Source organism: Pyrococcus yayanosii CH1, assembly GCF_000215995.1.
Taxonomy (GTDB): domain Archaea; phylum Methanobacteriota_B; class Thermococci; order Thermococcales; family Thermococcaceae; genus Pyrococcus; species Pyrococcus yayanosii.
The window spans coordinates 806,518-826,084 of the sequence record NC_015680.1; the positions used below are offsets into that span (position 1 = coordinate 806,518).

The window sequence follows — 19,567 nt, forward strand, 5'->3', positions numbered from 1 at the left end:
TTTGGCAAAAAATAACTTCAATAATCTTTTCAACAAAGCATGTAATGGAGGTGAACTCCGGTGGAAGTGAACATTAAGATTACCGGAATGAGCTGTGCATCATGCGCCAAAACGATAGAAATGGCACTTAAAGAGCTGGAGGGGGTAAAGGAAGCCAAGGTGAACTTAGCGACTGAAAGCGCTTACATTAAGTTTGATGAATCAAAGGTCAGCATAACGGATATAATTAGGGCAATAGAAAGCGTTGGCTACGGTGTTGTCAGGGAGAAGAGGGACGCGGTTATTAAAATCGGCGGTATGACCTGCGCCTCTTGCGTTAGGACAATAAAAACTGCGTTAAAGGAGCTTCCGGGCGTTCTGGACGTCAGAGTTAACCTGGCAACCGAAACTGCCAATGTTACCTATGATCCGACCATGGTAGATATGGACGATATAAAGAAAACTATCGAGGAATTTGGTTATCAGTTTCTTGGCGTTGAGGGGGAAGAGAGCGTTGATATAGAAAAGGAAGTGAGAGAAAGGCATCTAAAAGATATGAAAAGAAAGCTTATAGTGGCTTGGACATTTGGAGGGATAATAACCTTCATGACATACCGCTGGATCTTTGGGCTGGACTTTGAGATACCTTATATGCTCTGGATACAATTCCTCTTAGCAACGCCTGTCATAGCGTACTCTGGCAGGGATGTGTTCCTAAAGGCCATCCGCTCTGTGAGGCACAAAACCCTCAACATGGACGTCATGTATTCCATGGGTGTCGGTTCGGCTTATATAGCCAGCGTGCTGGCAACCATCGGCGTTCTTCCGGCGGAATACAACTTTTACGAAGCAAGCGTGCTCTTACTGGCCTTCCTGCTTCTTGGGAGGTACTTAGAGCATGTAGCAAAGGGAAGGACGAGTGAAGCAATTAAAAAGCTCATGAGCCTTCAAGCTAAAAAGGCAACTGTAATTAGAGATGGAAAAGAAATTGAGGTTCCTATAACTCAGGTCAAGGTCGGCGACATCGTGATAGTGAAGCCCGGTGAAAAGATACCGGTTGACGGGGTGGTAATCGAAGGGGAGAGCTATGTTGACGAGTCAATGATAACTGGAGAGCCAATTCCAAACCTGAAGAAGAAGGGAGATGAAGTAATTGGCGGAACCATAAACAGGAACTCCGTGCTCAAGATTAAAGCCGAGAGAGTCGGTGGCGACACGGTTCTGGCTCAGATCATCAAGCTCGTTGAAGAGGCCCAGAACACCAGACCCCCGATCCAGAGGATAGCGGACAAAATAGTGACCTACTTCATCCCGGTAGTGCTGACGGTTGCACTGGCATCTTTCGTCTACTGGGCCTTTATAGCCAAGGAGCCCCTGCTCTTCGCGTTCACGACACTGATCAGTGTCCTCGTCATAGCCTGCCCGTGTGCCTTCGGCCTGGCGACACCTACTGCCCTGACCGTGGGCATGGGCAAGGGGGCTGAGATGGGCATACTCATCAAGAACGGTGAAGTGCTTGAGATAGCGAGGAAGGCAACGGTGGTGCTCTTTGACAAGACTGGAACGCTCACAAAGGGCAAGCCTGAAGTGACTGACGTAATAACCTTTGGCATGGACGAGAAGGAGCTCATAAGGCTCGTCGCCTCCGCTGAAAAGCGCTCCGAGCACCCGCTTGGAGAAGCCATCGTGAGGAAGGCCCAGGAGCTCGGCCTTGAGCTTGAAGAACCGGAGGAGTTCGAGGCCATAACCGGCAAGGGTGTCAAAGCTAAGGTCAGAGGAAGGGAAATCCTCGCGGGCAACAGGAAGCTCCTTAGGGAGGCAGGGTACCCGATTGAGGATATTGAGGAGACTCTCCACAAGCTTGAGGACGAGGCGAAGACGGCCATAATCATAGCCATAGACGGTAAGATAGCCGGTGTGATGGGCATAGCGGACACAATAAAGGAGAACGCAAAGGAAGCAATAGAGGAGCTCCACAGGATGGGCAAGAAAGTTGGAATGATTACCGGAGATAATAGAAGAACTGCAAACGCGATAGCGCGGCAGCTTAACATAGACTATGTCCTTGCTGAGGTGCTCCCGCAGGACAAGGCCAACGAGGTCAAGAAGCTCCAGGAGAGGGGAGAGGTGGTAATCTTCGTGGGCGACGGAATAAACGACGCTCCGGCACTTGCCCAGGCGGACGTGGGCATAGCGGTAAGCTCAGGAACCGACATAGCCATGGAGAGCGGCGAGATTGTGCTCATGAGGAACGACATAAGGGACGTCGTCAAGGCAATAAAGCTCAGCCAGAAAACTCTATCAAAGATAAAGCAGAACTTCTTCTGGGCAATGATATACAACATAATCCTCATCCCGATAGCGGCGGGGGCGCTCTTCCCGCTCTTCGGGATAGCGTTCAGGCCCGAGTGGGCGGCTGGAGCAATGGCGATGAGCAGTGTCAGCGTCGTGAGCAACTCGCTCCTCCTGAAGAGGGCCAGAATCTGAGCCCTTTCATTTTTATTTTCCGGAGGTGAGAGGGTTGATAGTTGAGTATGATGGAAAGATTAACTTCATGGACGGAAAAGCCGTGCTGTGGTTCTCCATCCCGGGCTGTCCACCGTGCAGGATAGTTGATAGCTTCATGGAAGAGCTCAGTGCGGAGTTCCCGGAGATAACGGTCGTCCACATCAACGCCGAGGAATGGAACGACCTTGTGAACCGCTTTGACGTCCTCAACGTCCCGACGCTGATTTACCTTAAGGATGGGGAAGAGGTTGCCAGGCAGAACCTCATAAGGAGGAAGGAGGAGGTTCTAATAAGGTTTGAAGAGCTCAAAAGGCTCTGATTATTCCTCCGGAATCCCAAGCGGGAAGATGTAGAGCGGTTCGCCCGGCACTTCCAGCACCTTTTTTACATCCTCGTCCCTGAAGGCCCCGACCGCAACGGTACCCAGGTTCAGGGCAGTAGCTTGAAGGTAGATGTTCTGACCCATGTGGCCTGCGTCAATGTGGACGTATCTCACCCCACGCTCGCCGTACCGTCCCGTGGTCCTCTCGTAGTGGGCAACGATGACGATGTTGACGGGAGCTGTGGCAACGCACCTCTGGCCAAGGCATGCCTCGGCAAGGGCCTTTCTGAAATGCCCTTCTCTGATAAGCTCCAGCCTGTGAGCCTTTCCATCGTAGTGATAAATCCCAGGCTTCAGGCCCTCAACGTTTTCAACGACGACGTAAACCTCGAAGGGGTAGCACGCCCCGGCACTCGGCGATGTCCTCTTTCCCCACCTGTTGATTCCGTAAGCCGCCCAGAGCACCTGAGAAAGTTGTTCAAGTGTTAAAGGCTTGTCTTTGTACTTCCTTATGCTTTTCCTCCTGTCTATTGCCTCCTCCAGGCTCATTCCACCCTCGCGTTTGGGAGCGGGCAGGTTAACTATCACCTCCACCACCACTATGTGTAACGCCTTCCCGTAAATTAGTCTTTTGGTGTGCGGCGGTACCCCTTGAGAAAAAGAAAAATGGCTGGAGGCAAAACGGGTTTATTCGAGCTTCCTGTGGCAGAACCACCAGTCGTAGCACTCGATTTCTCCCTTTGCTTGGGCTTCTTCTCTGGCCTTGATGTCCTCAACACTGGCCGCGGGCGGAACTATTGCCCTATCGCCGATGAGCTCGTTGTTGGGCCACTTGTGCGGAAGTGCGACTCCCTTCTCGGTGCTTATCTTGAGGGCCTTGACGAGCCTGAGTATCTCGTCCCAGTCTCTGCCGACCTCGGCCGGATAATAAATGATGGCCCTTATTATTCCCTTGTCGTCGACGACGAATACCGCTCTGGCCGTTATAGTGGCACCGCTCGGTATCATGCCGAGCTTCTCGGCGAGCTCACCGCGATCATCTGCAATAACCGGGAAGGTTATCTCAACGCCAAGGTTCTCCTTTATCCACTCCATCCACTTCAGGTGGCTGAAGACCTGGTCAACGCTCAGCCCTATAGGTTCAACACCGAGCTTCCTGAACTCCCCAACCCTCTTCTGCATCGCGTAGAACTCGGTTGTGCAGACAGGGGTGAAGTCGGCCGGGTGGCTGAAGAGTATGAACCACCTGCCCTTCTCGGTGAAGTGGTCGGGCAGTTTTATCACTCCGTGGGTGGTCTTCACCTCAACTTCCGGGAACTTTTCCCCTATCACAACCATCTCTATCCCTCCCAAGTTGGTGTTCACTATAAACTCAACAGGTTCGACCTTATAAGATTTTCGGTTCAATGAACTGCACAAACAGGTGCCAAATAAGGGCCCGTTAGATTTATATATTACGAACCGCGGAAATAATGATAATAGCGACCGTGTGGGTGGAGAGCCATGGTCGGGTTGGACGAAATTCTACGGGAAGCTGAGAAGGTTTCAGAGGAAGAGGCTTGGAGGAGATTGGAAGCCTTATACAAGACGAGAAAGATAAAGAGGATATATAAAAGGGCGAAGAGAATGAAGTATAACATTCACGGATATCGTGTTCCTCGTATTAATGAGTATTTAATTGATGGTGTTGAGATGTGTTTGGAACGCGGACTTATAGATAGAACCCTTCCAGATTCTTTGACTGCTGCGGTTTTCGAGTATTATAAGAGGAATCCGGAGTATAAAAAGACGGTGGACTTCATTTTAGATAAGATTCATCCGAGGTCGAGAGATGCTATTCTCAAGATCTGGGACGGTCTCGGAGAGAAGGTCTACAACATGTTCTCCGAGTTCTTCGGAGTGGATGTAGGAGAAATCGACGCCTTCAAGGATTACGCCGATTACATCATGAACGAATCCCTAAAATGGATCGAAAGATTCTTCAGGACCGGGAAGGAGGAGATAGAGCCGTTTAGTTACAAGCAAGCAACTGATATGCTCTCAAAAGAGAGTCTAGATTTAATTGGCAATGGAATTGGAATAAATGTTCTATATAAAAATGGGGGAACCTACAAGGACATGAGAAAAAGAGTCATAGATCTTGGTAAATTAGACTATGGAGCTGAACTTAGGATAGACACGTTTGGACAATGGATAGCTGAGGTTTCCAAGGTATACATGGCAAAAGTGGATGAAGATTTGAGAAGAAACGGGTTCACCTTCTGATCCTTTTTGCTAAACTATTCAACCTCCTCATCATAGCTTCTCTCATTCTCTTTATCCTGTTGATTTCCACTTCAACCCTTAGAGCTTCGTTAGACGCCTGTTGACTCTCGGCTGGGATGCCCTAGGAGAGGCACCGAAAAGCCTTTGAAGGCAGAGCCTTTGATAACTTTGGATGTCACAGCTTTAGGCGATGAAGAGATTCATCCCTCCTGACGGGTGCTCCCCTCGGATGAGGAGGCGGTCCCCCCTGGAGCCGGTGACGGACTATGATTCCCGTGGAAATCCCTCCCCACACGCTTCTCCTGAGGGGTGTTGGTCTCGATTCAAACGTCTACGCCATTAGGGATGGGGATGAGCTCCTGATAATTGATACGGGGACGGGGGTTTACTGGAACCGCTACCTCTCGGCCCTCGCGGGAGAGGGCTACCTTGAGGGCGTGAAGAGGGCAGTGATATTCAACACGCACGAGCACTTTGACCACGTCGGCGGAAACCTCGCCTTCAGGAGGGCCCTTGAGGAGAGGGGCATCGAGGTTGAGTTTGCGGCCCACGAGTTCACGGCGGAGGCGCTGGAGAAGGGCGACGACTACCTGATACTTTCCTTCTACTACGGCCGCAGGGTCGAACCTCACACCGTCAACATAAAGCTCCGGGATGGCGACGAGCTCAGCGTGGGCTCCCTGCGCCTCCGTGTTCTCCACACGCCCGGACACACAAGGGGAAGCGCCTGCCTCTACGAGCCCGAGGAAGGCCTGCTCTTCACGGGCGACACGGTCTTTGCGGGAACCTATGGCAGGACGGACCTGCCGACAGGTGATATCAACCAGCTGAGGGCTTCACTGAGGAGACTGGCAGAGCTGGATGTCCACCTTGGCCTCCCGGGCCATGGAAGGGTTATAGGGGATTGGAAGAGAAATCTGGAGAAGCTGCTCAGGGTGATCGGATGAGGAAGGGGAGCGTCAAGGAAGCCCTTGCGAAGATAAAGTACGACCCACGCGAGAACGAGGAGGACTACTTCGTAATCATAGAGCACAGAGGGGCCTACGGGGACATCAAAAAAATCCCGGTGCGGGTTATAGAGCTTGGACACGGCTATTTCTTCGTCGGCGAGACCCAGATACCCTACCACAGGATAATAAAGGTCGTGAGGAAGGATGGGAGGGTTGTCTGGGAGAGGAGGAAGCGGGCTTAGCCTCCTTATAGCTCTTCTGGTTCTGGCCTCGGCTTGCATTGGCCAGAGGGGGGAAGAGCTTACCGGCGTCATCATAAAAGTCGTGGACGGGGATACGGTCTACGTGAGGCTCGACAACGGAACCGTCGAGAAGGTCAGGCTTGTGGGCGTTGACACGCCGGAACTCGAACCCGCGGGGATGTATCCAGGAGAATACGACGGCATAAAGAACATTACATGCCTCGTGGAATGGGGATTCAGGGCCAAGGAGTTCGCAGAGGAGTGGCTGGAAGGAAAAAGGGTCATCTTAGTTCTTGATCCCCTCCAGCCGAAGAGGGACCGTTACGGGCGCCTGCTTGCCTACGTTTACGTGGACGGTGTCGATTTCAACGCCGAGCTCGTGAAGAGGGGGCTCGCCCGCGTGTATGTGGAGGGGAGCTTTGAGAAGAAGGGGGAGTACTTGAGATACCAGAGGGAAGCCGTCAAAAGGGAACTCGGCCTCTGGGCCTGTGGCTGACCAAAGGTTTATAACACCGCGCTGAAAGGGGAGAGCGGTGAAAACATGTTCGAGGAGGTCGAGGTCGAGGCCTACGTGTATCCAACGGAGGACATAGAGAAGGTCAAGAGGGCCATGCTGAACCTTGTGCCGGGCCTTGAATTCGAGGCTTACGACAAGGGAGAATACCTGCTTCTCGTCGGCAGGACCAAAAGCAAGAAGGCCCTCCAGAGGCTCTACGAGCTCTTCAGAGGTCAGCAGATACTTGACACCGCGAGGGCAATGCTTGAGGAGGGCTACTTCGGGGAGGAGATTATTATAAAGGTCCACAAGCAGGTTGCCTACGTCGGTAAGGTGAACTTCAACGAGGATTCCCCCCTCGGCCCCATAACGATAATAATAAGAACCAAGGAGCCGCAGAGGCTCATGAAGTGGCTCGCACCGAGGACGAAAGATGGTGTCCCCATCGAATAGTTAGAGCTCCTCCTCTTCCTCGTCCAGTAGACCGTACTTCTCCAGCTCCCTCAGTAGCTTTCTGACGGCTTCCCAGGCGTCATGCTCGCTTTTAGCTCCCGAGCACACTATTTTACCGGATGAGAAGAGGAGTATCACGGCCCTTGGCTCCTTGACGCGGTATATGACGCCGGGGAACTGTTCTGGTTCGTACTCGCAGTTGGGGAGGCTCAAGGCCACGGTGTCCAAGTTGAACTCCCTTCCTATATCCCCGCTGAAAACCATGTTCTGAATGTCTATGAGAGGGGCCCTCTTGAAGCTCACGCCTATCCCCTTCAGCATCTGAACGAGCTTCCCGACGGCCCTCTCTATGTCCTCAACGCTCTTAGCTCCAGTAACGACGAGCTTCCCGGAGCTGAATATCAGGAGAGCGACCTTCGGATCATCAAAGCGGCAAATTATCCCGGGAAACTCCTCGGGATTATATTTGGAATTGGGGCATATCTCTATGACCTTCTCAAGGTCGAGCTGGGCGAAGAGGTCAACCGAGGCGACGATGTTCTCTATCCTAAGCTTTACCTTGCTCGTGTCCACCATAAGGGCACCCCCTTTAAAAAGCCCTTATAAATACCCGAGGCCAAGTTTTTAAAATTTGTCCTTCATTCTGGGAGTAGCTTCGAGATTAGTTCCCTTATCCTCAGCCTGTAGTCCTCGAGGTGACCGTCGTTCACTATCATGTAGTCAGCAAGGGCTATAACCTCCCCTATGCCGAACCCAAGCTCTTTCTTGTCCCTATCGACGAACTCCTCCCACGTCCTCGGGTCATCACTTCTCTTCCTGCGCCTCAGCCTCTCAAAACGTTGATGGGGAGGGGAATGAACGGCCACGATGAGGACTTTCTCCCGTGGAAATGCCCTTCTGAATGCCTCCACTTCCGCCGGGCTCCTGATACCCTCGACAACGACGACGCTTCTCTTCTCAAGGAGCTTTCTGACCTTTGGTATCGCCAGCCTAGCGATGGCATCCTCCCCCATCTCTTTCCTGAGCTCTATGCTTAGGGCTTTGAGACCCTCGGGTGTCTTCGGTATTCCTCGCTTATCGGCTTCTTCCCTGACGGTGTCTCCCATCGAGACCACGGGAACGCCCGCCCTCTTGAAGGCCCTGGCTATCTCTCCCTTTCCGGAGCCCGGCATCCCCGTAAGGAGGATTATCATGGGCGAACCCCTCAGTAGGTCCTGGCAAATCTCGCCACGAATTTCGCTTCCCCGCCGCAGACCGGGCACCTCTTACCCTCCAATCTCAACGCCTCCTCCTCCGGGTAGGGGGTTCCGAGCATCTTTGCATCCAGGACTTCCTCCATCCTCAGCCCGCATTCTTCCTCGCCGCACCACGGTATCTCCACTACGCCGCGCCTGTCCTCAAAGGCCTCCTTGGCTTCCTCAAGGGTCTCGACACGCTTTATGTGGGACTCAAGCCACTCCCTCGCCCTCGCGTGTAGGTTTTCCATTATCTCGTCGAAGAGCTCCCTCACCCTGTCCACGACCCGGGCCCTCTTGACGGTCTCCTTCGTGAGCGTGTCCCTCCTGGCTATGACGACGGTCTTGCCCTCGACGTCCCTCGGACCAACCTCTATGCGGAGCGGGACCCCTTTAAGCTCCCAATCGTAGAACTTCCTGCCAGGTCTTATGTCCCTCTCATCAACGTGAACCCTTATTCCAGCGACCTTGAGCTCCTCGGCTATCTCACGAGCGTAAGCGTAAACGTCAACCTCCGCGTCCTTCTTCGGAATTGGAACTATAACAACCTGGATTGGGGCGATAGTTGGCGGCAGAACCATCCCTCTGTCGTCGCCGTGGATGGCTATAACAGCCGCCAAAAGGCGCTCGCTCATCCCGAAGGTCGTCTGGTGGACGTACTCATGATCCCCAGTCTCGGTCTCGTAGAGGATGTTGTAGGCTCTGGCGAAGTTCTGCTTGTAGTTGTGCATCGTGCCTATCTGGAGGGTCCTGCCATCTGGCATCACGACTTCCGCCCCGAGGGAGTAAAAGGCTCCGGGAAACTTGTCCCACTCGGGCCTCTTGGAGATTATGTAGGCTATCGCGAGCTTTCTCATGAGTCTGTCGAATATCTCCAAGTCCTCCCTAATCTGCCTCTCCGCGTCCTCAAAGTCCCTGTGGGCAGTATGAGCCTCGAAGAAGTGGCTTATCTCCCTGACACGGATAAGCGGTCTCGTGTGCTTCGTCTCATAGCGGTAAACGTTGACTATCTGATAGACCTTGAAGGGCAGGTCCGCGTGCGACCTTATCCAGAGCGAGAACATCGAGTACATAGCGGTTTCACTCGTCGGCCTGAGGATAAGCCTCACGTCGAGCGGGTCTAAGCCAGCGTGGGTAACCCAAAAGACCTCGCCCTCGAAGCCCGCGATGTGTTCCGCCTCCTTCCTGAACTCCGTCTCCGGAATCAGGGCCGGGAAGAGAACCTCTTGGTGACCGGTGCGCTCCATTTCCTCGCGAATGAATTTCTCTATGTTGCGCATTATCTTAAGACCGTAGGGGAGCCAGACGTTCATCCCTTTGACCGGGTAGCGCTTGTCCAAGATACCGGCAGTCTCTATGACCTCGTTGAACCAGTCACTGAAGGCCTCGCTCCACCTCTTCCGCTCGACCATAAGCACCACCTACCCTTAAACCGGGCCAGCAGTTTTTAACCTTTCGTCCCGCAAATCCTTTAAGTTCGCCAGTTGAACGAAGGCCATGCATCGACGGCGAATAATCATCAGGCACTCCCTGGCGAGTGTTGTTGCCCTCGCGGTCTTCGGAGGGAGCCGGTTCCTCTACAACGTTATCATCGGGCGGAAGTTCGGCCTGGAAGTTCTCGGGTGGGCAAACTCCCTAATCTCCCAAGCCTTCTTTCTCGCGGGCTTCCTCGCCTTCTTCTCCGTTGCCCTCGGCAAGTATACGGCCGAGTTCTTGGGAAGGGGAGAAAGGGGGAGAATTGGGAGGATAACCAGCCTATCCTTCGCCGCCCCACTCCTCGGCCTGCTGCTCGCTCCCCTAAATTTCTCTATTGCCTTCCTCTCTACCCTCAGGGCTTTTCAGCTGACCTTCAGGGCCTTCATCTATGGCCTCCACAGGGGAGAGGTCTATGCCTACACCATCCTCGCGGCCTTCGCAGCGTTCCTCTTGGGCTTCCTCCTTCCAGACCCCCTTGCCCCTTACTACCTGCTTCTGGGCACGGTAACCATTATTGCCATCGCCTACGTCGCAAGAAGGGGATACTTAGCACGCCCTACAAAAGAGGACGTCGCCCTTCTCATCTCCTATTCCTCCTACGCCTTCATAGGAACCATTGCCGGAATATTCCTTCTTCAGGCTCCTTACTTCCTCACGGAAAAGCTCGCAGGCAGGGAGGCCTCGGGTGTTGTGGCGGCCGTCCTCTCGGCGTCCTTTCTCCTCGGATACCTGCCCCAGGTGATGCAGTCGGCCATAGTCCCCCTCTACGCCTACGACCATGGGAAAAGGAACGTAGAGGCCGCTAAAAGGTTGGCCAAGGTATCTGCAAGCTTCATTCAGCTTGCGACGGCGGTTGCAGTTTTCCTAATGATACTCGTGGGTGGCCCGGCAATTCGCATCCTCTTCGGCTTCACGCCCGGTCCAGAGTTCTACGTCTCTCTGCTGGCCGTCGAGATTTACGTGGCCTACAACCCGCTCATCAACCTCCTGAGCGCGACGGCCTATGTGAAGGACTCGGCCCTTGTGGCCCTCTCCGGGGCGGTTGTCGCCGGGACTTCCTGGCTCCTTCTGATTCCGCATTTGGGACCTCTTGGGGCGCCCCTCGGCCTGTTAGCTGGATACGCGGTGATATTCTTCCTGACTCACGCAGTCGTATGGAAAAAATTTAGCTTAAGCCCCAAGGTGAGCGAGCCCCTTCTCCTCGCCCTGCCCCTTCAGGTGGTTGGGTTCTTCTCTCGGCCCCTCGCCCTCTTCTTGTTGCTCCTCTATCTTATGCTTGAGAGGGGGAAGCTAGAAGAGGCACTCAGGCTTTTCCGTGGTAGAGTATCTTAACGATGTCCTCGGGGAGCTTCTCATTCCTTATCCTGTCCTCAATGAGCTTCTTGTCATAGTTAACTTCGAAGAACTTGACGCGGAGGGTTTCGACATCTATGAGGGCGAAAGTCGCCTTGTGCTCCTTGGCGGGCGGGAATCCAATGCTTCCCGGACACACGACCCTTCCGTACCTCGTCATGGCGTCCAGCGGATACCTTGGGGATGCGACTATGAGCATCTCATAGTCCTTTACGGGCCTCATTATGGCTTCATAATAGCTGGTCGGCTGGTCGGGGAGAACCTCGCCCTCGAAGGGGCTTATCGGGCTTCCGTAAACTCCAAATATTTCGTTGTTGCCTATCCTATCCACTAGGTACACGGGAAGGTCACGCAGGAACTCCCTGCCCTCATGACCGAGCTTCTCCCACGTGAACTTGAGGGCCTCCTTGAGGTAAGGGGGTATGTTCAGCCTGTCTATGTACTCAGGTCCCTCGGCGTGGGGGTCGCTCATGGCTATGAGCTGGTCATACTTCCCGCGTATGACCTTGACCTTCTCCCCCTTCGCGAGGTTCTTTATCGCCTCAACGGTCTCCTTCGGATATGGGAAAAGCCCAACGATGTTGCCGAGGATGTAGTACTTCTCTATATCGTATCCTTCCTCCTTCAGCTCCTCCATTCTTCCAAGGGCCGCCGCGAGAGCCGGAAAGTTCCCGGCGATGTTTGCGAGAACCGCCACGTAGACCATCTTATCACCTCCTTGTTTTTTTACCAAAATTTACTAAAACACTGAGGGTATTTAAGCCTTTCGCCAAACCGCAAGGTCTTTAACCTTCTGCCCTTAAAGGGATATTCGGGGTGATTTCATGGACTTCAACCTTGGCGGAATCGTTGGGGACATGGGCGTGGGAGCTTTGGTGGGCTTTATAATAGGCTATGCGCTCAAGAAGATCATGAAGATAGTGCTCGCGCTCATAGGGGTCTATCTCCTCAGCCTGTTCTGGCTCCAGCAGAAGGGCGTCATAACGATAAACACCGATAAGCTCTTCAACCTTGTTGAGGGGGCAACAGAAACAACACTTTCGCTCGGCCAGAAAGTTCTTGGAATACTGCCGGGCAGTGCGGCCTTCCTCGCTGGATTCTATCTCGGCTTCAAGAAGGGCTGACCAACCATTCCTTCTCGTCTCACGCCGAAGAACTCTAAGACCGTGGGGGCTATGTCGTAGAGGGTGGCTTTCTCAAACTTTTCTTCCACGACGTCGAAACCCCAGACCACGAGGGGCACCTTTATGACGGGCTCGTTTAGCGACCCATGCATACCTCTAACCCAATGACTTACCCCCCTTATCCCGTTGCACTTCCGGTGATGGCAGAACCAGTAGCCAGGCTTGGCCGCCACTATGATATCCCCGCTGTTGAGCGTATTAAGGTGTGGCAGGTCCTCCCTGAAGAAGACCTCGGCAACGCCGGGAGCTCTTCTCAGGAGCTCGAAGGCATCCTCCCTCTCCGCTGGGTCCTTGAGATAGATGTGAACACCCCCTCCCGAGGAAACTCTAACGGTCTCTATTCCTTCCCTCCTAAGATATTCCCTCAGATTCACCCACGTGTGCACCTCCTCCTGGCCATGATCCGCAAAAATTATGAAGGCATACTCGTCCTTAAGCCTCTCCCACAGGGTCATTATCGCGGTGTCAACCGTTTCAATTGCCTTCAGGGCCCCCGGGCTCTCAGGCCCGTGGTCGTGCTGCATCCCATCAACGGAAGCGAAGTGAACGAGAAGGAGGTCGGGTTTAAACTCCTCATAGAGGTAGAGGGCCGAGTTGAGAACCCAGATGTCCTTCTTGTAATCCCTTCCGTGCTTTCGATATAACTCGTCGCTCGCGAAGAAGGGCGGAAATATCCGGACGTCCGTGTTGCTGAAGGGGGGCATGGTGTAGCCGGAGACGCTCGCGGTCTTTACACCCTTCGCCCTCAGCAGGTCCTGAATCAGCGGTGCCCTTATGACGCGGTGAGGATTGAAGGCTATCTCGTAGTCGTAGAAGGCCACTTTTCTCCCGCTTAGCCTGTCATAGTAGCCGTTCTCCACGACGCCGTGGATCCTCGGCTCGACGCCCGTCATTACGGTGGTGTGAACGAGGTCGGTCAGGGTGGGGAAGATTGACTCGACGACTGTGTAATGCCCACTCTCCGCCAACTCGCTCAAGAATGGCATATGTTTGAGATTGTAAACCCCATTGCCGTCGATGCTTATGAGGACAAGCTTTCGGCGCATGAGAAAGAATTTGAAGGGAGCTTTAAAGCATTGTCCTCAGTCGGTAGGTGGCTCATCACCCTTCAGCCGGGAGTAGCTCATCACGGGCCTCAGGTTCCTCCCCCCAGCCCTCACCGCTCGGAAGTGCCCACCCTCTTCATCGGCTCCTCGGGATTTAGGCTAAAAATTTTTGGCTCAGGGCGCGCTACACACATCACCCTTCAGGAGGGATGGAGCTCATCATCGCCAGCGCTGCTCATTAAAAGCCAGGCCTCCTCACCTTCAGCACCTCTCTATTGACGAGCGTGGGCGGAACCTCGCCGTTCTTGAAGGCTATCAAATTTTTTGCGACGAGCTCGGCCATGCCTTCCCTTGCACCGAAGGTCGCGCTCCCTATATGAGGCGTTAGGACGACGTTGTCGAGGGCGAAGAGCTCCTCGTCGTAGTAGGGCTCCTCCTCGAAGACATCTAGGCCAGCCGCCGCTATCCAGCCCTCTTTAAGGGCCCTGATTAGGGCCTTCGTGTCAACGACCTTGCCCCTAGCCACGTTCACGAGCACCGCGGTTGGCTTCATAAGCCTGAGCCGCTCCTCGTTTATCATGTGATATGTCTCCTTCGTGAGGGGAACTGCCAAAACGACGAAGTCGCTCTCCCTGAGGAGCTCCTCCAGAGGCTTGAACTCAGCCCCGAGCTCCTTCTCGGCCTCCGGCTTCCTGCTCCTCGCCGTGTAGAGAATGCGCATGCCAAAGCCCTTAGCCCTCTTGGCAATCGCCTGCCCTATCCTCCCAAAGCCCACTATTCCGATGGTCTTGCCGTAGACGTCATAACCAAGGAACATTTTGGGATGCCATGCAATTCCCCTTCTCTTCCACTCGCCGGAGCGGACGAACTTGTCTCCCTTCACAACGTGCCTCGCCGCCGCCAGCAGGAGTGCCCATGCGAGGTCCGCCGTTGCATCGGTCAGGACGTCGGGCGTGTTCGTAACGTAGATTCCCCTTTTGGTGGCCTCTTCGATGTCTATGTTGTCGTAACCGACGGCGTAGTTGGCGACGATTCTCAGGCGGGGAGCGGCGTCAAAAACCTCTCTATCTATCTTCTCGCTGAGCATCGTTACGAGGGCATCCACATCTTTGACCTTCTCGAGGAGAACCTCCCTTGGAATCTCGTGCTCGTGCTCCCAGACTTCCACCTCAAAGTGCTCCCTGAGAAGCTCAATGCCGTTCTCGGGAATGGCCCGTGTTATTAAGACCTTCGGCTTCATTTCATCACCCCCCCAAACGCTTAGCTCTCACGGAAGGACTTTGACCGACTTAGTTAAAAATGTTGACCGATGTTCGGCCTTCATTTAACTTTCTTAAGCATGAAGGCCCTCGCTCCCGTCCTGGCACAGCCGCCTCCGCAGATGCTTCTGAGGGGACAGGAGTTGCAGGAGGAAAAAGCCTTAACCTCCTCCACGTAACCCATAGCCTCCAATATTTTCAGCATTCCCTCAAGTTCTTCCCTGCTCACCCCTAGCCTCCGGGCAAGGTCATTGACGTCCCTGGGCTCATCCTTGAGTATGTCAAGGAGCCTTTCGAGCTTCCCCATCAGAGCACGCTCCCCATGGTGTAGACAACTATGCCAACGACCGTGGCCAGCAGCAAGTTATACATGACGGCCACGAGGGCCCACCTGTTGCCTCCCTCTGCCCTTATGGCTCCTATGGTCGCTATGCAGGGCATGTAGAGGGTAGTTACGAGGGCAAGGACATAGGCCTGAAGTGGCGTCATGGTAGAGGCCATAACCTCACCGAGTGCCTCTCCGGAGACGCCGTATATCACATTGTAGGTAGCTATGACGTTCTCCTTGGCGATTATGCCAAATATAAGACTGACGGCTGCTTTCCAATCGAGGCCCATAAGCTTTGCGAGGGGCTCGAAGGTCCTGCCGAGCATCTCCGCGTAGCTCGTGCCCGTGCCTACTTGCTCAGGATAACTGCTGAGGAACCATACGGCGATGGAGCCGGCCAATATAACGGTGCCCGCCTTGTGTAAAAACTCCTTGCTCCTCTCCCAGGAGTGCAGGATCACGGTCTTCCAGGAGGGAATAGAGTAATCGGGTAGCTCGAACACGAAGGGGATATCTTCTCCCCTGACCACGAGGCGGCCGAGTAGCAGGGCGGAGAGAAGAGCTAAGGCTATCGCCATAGCGTATATGCTGACGGCCACTATGGCCTTACGCTCCGGGAAGAAGGTTCCTGCGAGGAACGTGATGACGGTCATCCTAGCCACGCAGGGGACGAGTGGGTTTATGAGCATCGTGATTATCCTGTCCCTCTCGTTCTCGAGGGTCCTTGTGGCCATTATGGCGGGCACGTTACATCCAAAGGCTAGTACCATGGGGATTATGCTCTTCCCGGGCAGCCCGAACATCCTCATGTACTTCTCCATCATAGCTGCCATCCTGGCCATGTAGCCTGTGTCCTCGAGGATTGACATGCCGACGAAAAGCAGGAAGACGAGCGGGAAGAAGCTCAGCACGGAACCGACGCCACCGATAATGCCATCAACTATTAAGCCTCTCAGAGCTTCGTTGCCTATATAAAGGCCAAGCATCTCGCCGAGGGCCGAAAAAGCCCCGTCAAGGAGCTCCTGAAGGGGTGCTCCGAGCGTGAACACGAACTGGAAGAGGGCGTAGAAGACTATCAGGAGGGACAGCATGCCATAAACTGGGTGAGTAAGTACCCTGTCCAGCTGGTCGCTAAACGTCTCCCTAACTTCTGCGACGTGCCTCACGAACCTCCTTAAGAGCCTCTCCAAGAACTCATACTTCTGGCTCGCGATCACTATGTCGAGGGACCTCTTGTAGTAATCCTCGAGCTCGCCCACGTGCCTCAGTATCTCGTCCATCTTCGCCCGGCCTAGGTGCTTGAGTACAAGCTTTATGACCTCCTCATCCCTCTGGAGGAGCTTTATGGCAAGCCACCGAAGGGGATACTTCTTGACGAGCGGGGTTTCCTTGAGAAGGGCCGACACGTGCTCTATCTCCCTCTCGATGGGCTCATCGTATCGGGGAATTATTGGAGCAGTCGTTATCTTTCCCTCAGCCATCATCACTATTGTCCTCTTGAGCCTCTCGAGGCCCTCACCACTCTTCGCGTTCGTTGGTATCACGGGGACACCGATTACCTTCTCCATATCCTCGACGTCAATTATGATGCCCTTCTTCTTCGTTAAGTCAAACTTGTTGAGGGCTATGACGACGTTCTTGGCACCCATCTCGAATATCTCGAGTGTGAGGAAGAGGTTCCTCATAAGGCACGTGGAGTCAACTATATCCACTATCACTTCGGCGTTGCCCTCAAGGATAAAGTTTCTGGCTATGAGCTCGTCAACGCTGTGGGCCGTGAGAGAGTAAATGCCCGGCAGGTCGACCACGAGGTACTCCTCCCCCCTGTACTCCATTATCCCCTCCTTTTTCTCGACGGTAACGCCGGGCCAGTTGCCCACGTGCTGCCTCATTCCGGTCAGGGCGTTGAATATCGTCGTCTTGCCCACGTTAGGATTTCCGACTAGGGCAATGACCTTGAGCATCTCACACCCTCCTTACCACGATCTTGTTGGCGATGCCCCATCCTATGGCAACCCTCAATGCACCCACGGCAATTATCATTGGGCCAGGACCCTGGGCTTTAATTACCCTAATTCTCACGCCAGGAGCTATGCCAAGCGCTATCAATCTCGCTCGGACGTTGGGACTACCTAGAATGTCCACCACAACGCCCTCCTCCCCCTCTCGCAAGGCCGTCAGCAACATATATTGGCCTCCCGATTTTTATTAGGTTTCCCTAATTCTCATGAGCATGGCATCCTTATAAGCCTTTGGTAGGAGAGAAAAACCTCAAAGGTTCAAATCTCGCTAAAGAGGGAGCGAGAAGAACTCTATAGCGTTCCTCTCAGTGACCCTTTCTACTTCCTTAGTTTCAAGCCCCTTGAGTTCAGCAACCGCCTTCGCGGCGACCTTGACGAACGTTGGCCTGTTCCTAACTCCTTTAAATGGGCTCATGTAAGGTGCGTCAGTCTCGATAAGGATTCTCTCAACCTCAACTGTCCTCACTACCTCCCTGATCTGGGGTATAAAGGCTATTCCCGTGCTTATCCCTATATAGTGCCCGTTCTCCACTATTTCCCTCGCGAGTTCATGATCGCCTGTGTAGGAGTGGAAGTAAGCCCTAACGCCGTAGCGCTGAACGAGCTCGAAGGTCTCTTCCTCGGCCTCCCGGGCGTGAATGACCACAGGAAGATTCAGCTCGAGGGCAAGCTCTAGGAAGTGCCTGAAGATGGTCCTCTGATTTTCCCTCTCCCTCTCGCTCCTAGCGTGGAAGTAATCGAGCCCTATCTCGCCAACGGCGTATATCCTGCTGGCGTGCTCCCTGATAAAGGCTTCTACCCTCCTGACCTTCTCCCAGTTGCCTCTCCTGGCCTCATTTGGGTGGTAGCCAAGCGTCGGGAAGACGAAGCCGAAGTAGGGTTCAAGAAGGGTCCAGCTCTTCCAGACGTGCGTCTTTCTGTACTCTGTTATCGAATCGACGATAGCCCTAAGCTCTCGGCGGCATTCCTCGACGAGCTCCCCAAGGTTTCCCTTGAGGAACTCCAGGTGGGCGTGGGCGTCTATCATGGGCGGCCCTATGGGGGAGGTATTAAAAAGGCTTGCGTCCCCACCTTTACGGGTGGTGGCATGGGGAGGTACTTCGGGACGAGCGGAATTAGGGGGGAAGTCAACAAGGAGCTCACGCCAGAGCTTGCCTTGAGGGTCGGCATGGCTCTTGGGACATATCTGGGAAGCGGAACCGTCGTCGTTGGAACGGACACGCGGACGAGTAGCGAGATGATAAAGAGAGCCGTCGTGAGCGGTCTCTTGAGCACTGGGGTGGATGTAATTGACATAGGGGTCGCACCCACTCCCCTCACAGGTTTCGCCATCAGGATATACGATGCTGAAGCGGGAGTCACCATAACGGCCTCCCACAACCCCCCCGAGTACAACGGGATAAAGATTTGGGACAAGAATGGCATGGCCTACACGCCTGACAAGGAGAGGGAACTGGAGAGGTTAATGGAAGAGGGAAAGTTCAAGAAAGCTCCCTGGAACGAGATCGGGAAGCTCACAAGGACCAGCCCGAAGGAGGACTATATAGAGGCGGCTCTCAAGATGGTAAAGCTCCAGGGAAGCTACACCGTCGTTGTGGACACCGGCAATGGGGCAGGGGCTCTCGTGAGTCCCTATCTTCAGAGGGAGCTCGGGAACAAGGTGATATCCTTAAACGCCCACCCTGACGGTCGCTTCGCAAGGGAGCTTGAGCCGAACGCCAAGAGCTTATCCATGCTGGCAAAGACCGTAAAGGTCATGAAAGCGGACGTGGGAATAGCGCACGATGGCGACGCCGATAGGATTGGCATAGTTGATGATGAGGGCAACTTCGTCGAGTACGAGGTCATGCTCTCGCTTATAGCCGGCTACATACTCAGGAAGTTCGGGAAGGGGAAGGTAATCACGACCGTTGATGCGGGCTTCGCCCTCGATGACTACCTTAGACCACTTGGTGGTGAGGTCATAAGGACGCGCGTTGGAGATGTGGCCGTCGCGGAGGAGCTGGCGAGGCACGGTGGAATCTTCGGAGGCGAGCCGAGCGGCACATGGATAATCCCGCAGTGGAACCTGACACCGGATGGCATTTTTGCTGGTGCCCTTGTCCTTGAGATGATTGACAGGTTTGGCCCAATAAGCGAGCTGGCCAAGGAGGTGCCGCGCTACGCGACGCTGAGGAGTAAAATTCCGTGTCCCAATGAGAAGAAGCAGATGGTTATGGCCCTCATAAGGGAGCGGATTGGGGAGTTCTTCAGCTATGAAAGGGAGATAACGATAGACGGAGTGAGAATTGAGGGTTCCGACTGGTGGGTGCTCTTCAGACCGAGCGGCACGGAGCCTGTCATGAGGATTACGCTTGAGGCACACACGGAGGATAAAGCGAGAGGGCTCATGGAGGAAGCTGAGCGTCTCGTCAGGTGGGCGGTCGAGAAGGCAAAAACACCTTAAACTA

At 54.1% G+C, this 19,567-nt stretch carries 22 protein-coding genes; 10 read left to right on the top strand and 12 right to left on the bottom strand.

The genetic code is table 11. The annotated features are described in order from the left end of the window. Positions 1 to 60: 60 nt before the first annotated feature. Together PYCH_RS04485 and PYCH_RS04490 are read left to right on the top strand one after the other, a co-directional pair. Positions 61 to 2,466 (top strand): heavy metal translocating P-type ATPase, encoded by a 2,406-nt coding sequence (locus PYCH_RS04485; protein ID WP_013905656.1) that lies wholly within the window; start codon positions 61 to 63, stop codon positions 2,464 to 2,466. 34 nt (positions 2,467 to 2,500) lie between these two features. After that, positions 2,501 to 2,806 carry a thioredoxin family protein gene (locus tag PYCH_RS04490; protein WP_013905657.1) on the top strand — a complete coding sequence of 102 codons (306 nt, stop codon included), beginning with the start codon at positions 2,501 to 2,503 and terminating at the stop codon, positions 2,804 to 2,806. On the opposite strand, the gene PYCH_RS04495 is transcribed toward PYCH_RS04490, so the two are convergent. Then, entirely contained in the window at positions 2,807 to 3,358 is a 552-nt protein-coding gene (locus PYCH_RS04495) for a SagB/ThcOx family dehydrogenase (protein ID WP_373419036.1), read from the bottom strand. Positions 3,359 to 3,496: 138 nt separating this feature from the next. Beyond that, on the bottom strand, positions 3,497 to 4,147 hold the full coding sequence (locus tag PYCH_RS04500) for a peroxiredoxin (protein WP_013905659.1): 651 nt from the start codon (positions 4,145 to 4,147) through the stop codon (positions 3,497 to 3,499). A 165-nt stretch (positions 4,148 to 4,312) separates the two neighbouring features. Here PYCH_RS04500 and PYCH_RS04505 point away from each other — a divergent pair, with 165 nt between their 5' ends. The 5 genes from PYCH_RS04505 to PYCH_RS04525 all read left to right on the top strand — a co-directional run bounded on the left by PYCH_RS04505 (position 4,313) and on the right by PYCH_RS04525 (position 7,215). Further along, entirely contained in the window at positions 4,313 to 5,074 is a 762-nt protein-coding gene (locus PYCH_RS04505) for a hypothetical protein (RefSeq protein ID WP_013905660.1), read from the top strand. A gap of 266 nt (positions 5,075 to 5,340) precedes the next feature. Continuing rightward, positions 5,341 to 6,021, top strand: a complete 681-nt coding sequence (locus PYCH_RS04510; protein WP_013905661.1) for an MBL fold metallo-hydrolase — start codon at positions 5,341 to 5,343, stop codon at positions 6,019 to 6,021. Then, positions 6,018 to 6,266, top strand: a complete 249-nt coding sequence (locus PYCH_RS04515) for a DUF504 domain-containing protein (protein ID WP_013905662.1) — start codon at positions 6,018 to 6,020, stop codon at positions 6,264 to 6,266. Before PYCH_RS04510 ends, PYCH_RS04515 begins: the two co-directional genes overlap by 4 nt. Further along, positions 6,229 to 6,762 (top strand): thermonuclease family protein, encoded by a 534-nt coding sequence (locus PYCH_RS04520; RefSeq protein ID WP_048058209.1) that lies wholly within the window; start codon positions 6,229 to 6,231, stop codon positions 6,760 to 6,762. The genes PYCH_RS04515 and PYCH_RS04520 overlap by 38 nt, the downstream gene beginning before the upstream one ends. 45 nt (positions 6,763 to 6,807) lie before the next feature. Next, positions 6,808 to 7,215 (top strand): RNA-binding domain-containing protein, encoded by a 408-nt coding sequence (locus tag PYCH_RS04525; protein WP_013905664.1) that lies wholly within the window; start codon positions 6,808 to 6,810, stop codon positions 7,213 to 7,215. Here PYCH_RS04525 and PYCH_RS04530 read toward each other — a convergent pair whose 3' ends face one another. The 3 genes from PYCH_RS04530 to proS form a co-directional block, all read right to left on the bottom strand. Continuing rightward, positions 7,216 to 7,791, bottom strand: a complete 576-nt coding sequence (locus tag PYCH_RS04530; RefSeq protein WP_013905665.1) for a TATA-box-binding protein — start codon at positions 7,789 to 7,791, stop codon at positions 7,216 to 7,218. It abuts the gene before it with no gap. 62 nt (positions 7,792 to 7,853) lie between these two features. Next, positions 7,854 to 8,408, bottom strand: coding sequence for an AAA family ATPase (locus PYCH_RS04535; protein ID WP_013905666.1), 555 nt, complete (start codon positions 8,406 to 8,408; stop codon positions 7,854 to 7,856). Between the two features lie 11 nt (positions 8,409 to 8,419). Next, the gene (gene proS / locus PYCH_RS04540) at positions 8,420 to 9,862 is read right to left on the bottom strand and encodes a proline--tRNA ligase (RefSeq protein WP_013905667.1); all 1,443 of its coding nucleotides are present in this window, start codon (positions 9,860 to 9,862) and stop codon (positions 8,420 to 8,422) included. A gap of 85 nt (positions 9,863 to 9,947) precedes the next feature. Between proS and PYCH_RS04545 the strand changes: the two genes are divergently transcribed. Further along, on the top strand, positions 9,948 to 11,258 hold the full coding sequence (locus PYCH_RS04545; RefSeq protein WP_013905668.1) for a lipopolysaccharide biosynthesis protein: 1,311 nt from the start codon (positions 9,948 to 9,950) through the stop codon (positions 11,256 to 11,258). Here the strand turns inward: PYCH_RS04545 and PYCH_RS04550 are convergent. Next, positions 11,230 to 11,985, bottom strand: coding sequence for a metallophosphatase family protein (locus tag PYCH_RS04550; RefSeq protein ID WP_013905669.1), 756 nt, complete (start codon positions 11,983 to 11,985; stop codon positions 11,230 to 11,232). The two genes, PYCH_RS04545 and PYCH_RS04550, sit on opposite strands and share 29 nt — an antisense overlap. Before the next feature lie 118 nt (positions 11,986 to 12,103). Between PYCH_RS04550 and PYCH_RS04555 the strand changes: the two genes are divergently transcribed. After that, a complete protein-coding gene (locus tag PYCH_RS04555) occupies positions 12,104 to 12,403 on the top strand; it encodes an FUN14 domain-containing protein (protein WP_013905670.1) in 300 nt (99 codons plus the stop codon). Here PYCH_RS04555 and PYCH_RS04560 read toward each other — a convergent pair. The 6 genes from PYCH_RS04560 to PYCH_RS04585 form a co-directional block, all read right to left on the bottom strand. Further along, positions 12,379 to 13,509, bottom strand: coding sequence for an alkaline phosphatase family protein (locus PYCH_RS04560; RefSeq protein WP_048058210.1), 1,131 nt, complete (start codon positions 13,507 to 13,509; stop codon positions 12,379 to 12,381). The two genes, PYCH_RS04555 and PYCH_RS04560, sit on opposite strands and share 25 nt — an antisense overlap. Before the next feature lie 238 nt (positions 13,510 to 13,747). After that, complete coding sequence (gene gyaR, locus PYCH_RS04565; protein WP_013905672.1) at positions 13,748 to 14,749, bottom strand: glyoxylate reductase; 1,002 nt, start codon at positions 14,747 to 14,749, stop codon at positions 13,748 to 13,750. Positions 14,750 to 14,829: 80 nt separating this feature from the next. Next, positions 14,830 to 15,075: a DprA-like winged helix domain-containing protein gene (locus PYCH_RS04570; RefSeq protein WP_013905673.1), complete on the bottom strand. Its 246-nt coding sequence runs from the start codon at positions 15,073 to 15,075 to the stop codon at positions 14,830 to 14,832. Next, complete coding sequence (gene feoB / locus PYCH_RS04575) at positions 15,075 to 17,060, bottom strand: ferrous iron transport protein B (protein ID WP_013905674.1); 1,986 nt, start codon at positions 17,058 to 17,060, stop codon at positions 15,075 to 15,077. The genes PYCH_RS04570 and feoB overlap by 1 nt, the downstream gene beginning before the upstream one ends. 1 nt (position 17,061) lies before the next feature. Further along, positions 17,062 to 17,283, bottom strand: a complete 222-nt coding sequence (locus PYCH_RS04580) for a FeoA family protein (protein WP_013905675.1) — start codon at positions 17,281 to 17,283, stop codon at positions 17,062 to 17,064. A gap of 102 nt (positions 17,284 to 17,385) precedes the next feature. Continuing rightward, entirely contained in the window at positions 17,386 to 18,144 is a 759-nt protein-coding gene (locus PYCH_RS04585; RefSeq protein WP_013905676.1) for a YchF/TatD family DNA exonuclease, read from the bottom strand. Between the two features lie 60 nt (positions 18,145 to 18,204). On the opposite strand from PYCH_RS04585, the gene glmM reads away from it, so the two are divergent. Next, on the top strand, positions 18,205 to 19,563 hold the full coding sequence (glmM, locus tag PYCH_RS04590; RefSeq protein ID WP_013905677.1) for a phosphoglucosamine mutase: 1,359 nt from the start codon (positions 18,205 to 18,207) through the stop codon (positions 19,561 to 19,563). Positions 19,564 to 19,567: the final 4 nt, after the last annotated feature.